Source organism: Methylobacterium tarhaniae (assembly GCF_001043955.1).
Lineage (GTDB): Bacteria > Pseudomonadota > Alphaproteobacteria > Rhizobiales > Beijerinckiaceae > Methylobacterium > Methylobacterium tarhaniae.
The window spans coordinates 1-544 of sequence record NZ_LABZ01000474.1; the positions used below are offsets into that span (position 1 = coordinate 1).

Sequence of the window (544 nt, forward strand, 5' to 3'; positions counted from 1 at the left end):
AGAGGATCGAGAAGCCGAACATGCCGAGCGCGGCCTTGCGCTCCGCCTCGCCCTCGCGCCGGCGGCAGCACATGGACGCTGAGCGCCACCATCGCGAGGCCGCCGATCAGGCCGACGAGGCCGTAGATCAGGCCGCCGAAGCCGAGGAAGACCGGGGCGAGGCCGAGCGGCGCCAGCAGCACCGAATAGGCGAGGATCTGGCGCCGGGTGGAGTCGGGGCCGGCGGTGTTCGGCATCATCGGGATGCCGGCGCAGGCGTATTCGCCGGCCTTGACGAGCGCCAGCGCCCAGAAATGCGGCGGCGTCCAGATGAAGATGATCAGGAACAGGACCGTGCCCTCGATCCCGATCGAGCCGGTGACCACCGCCTGGCCGATCATCGGCGGCAGGGCGCCGGCAGCGCCACCGATCACGATGTTCTGCGCGGTCGAGCGCTTCAGCCACATCGAGTAGATGACGGCGTAGAACACGATGGTGAAGGCGAGCAGCCCCGCCGACAGCCAGTTCGCCGCGAGCCCGAGCACCAGCACCGAGCCCACGAGAC

The 544-nt window shown here is 69.7% G+C and carries 1 pseudogene; it reads right to left on the reverse strand.

What is annotated here, in order from left to right:
- A pseudogene (locus VQ03_RS30740) lies at positions 1–544 on the reverse strand (UbiA family prenyltransferase); the annotation flags it as partial.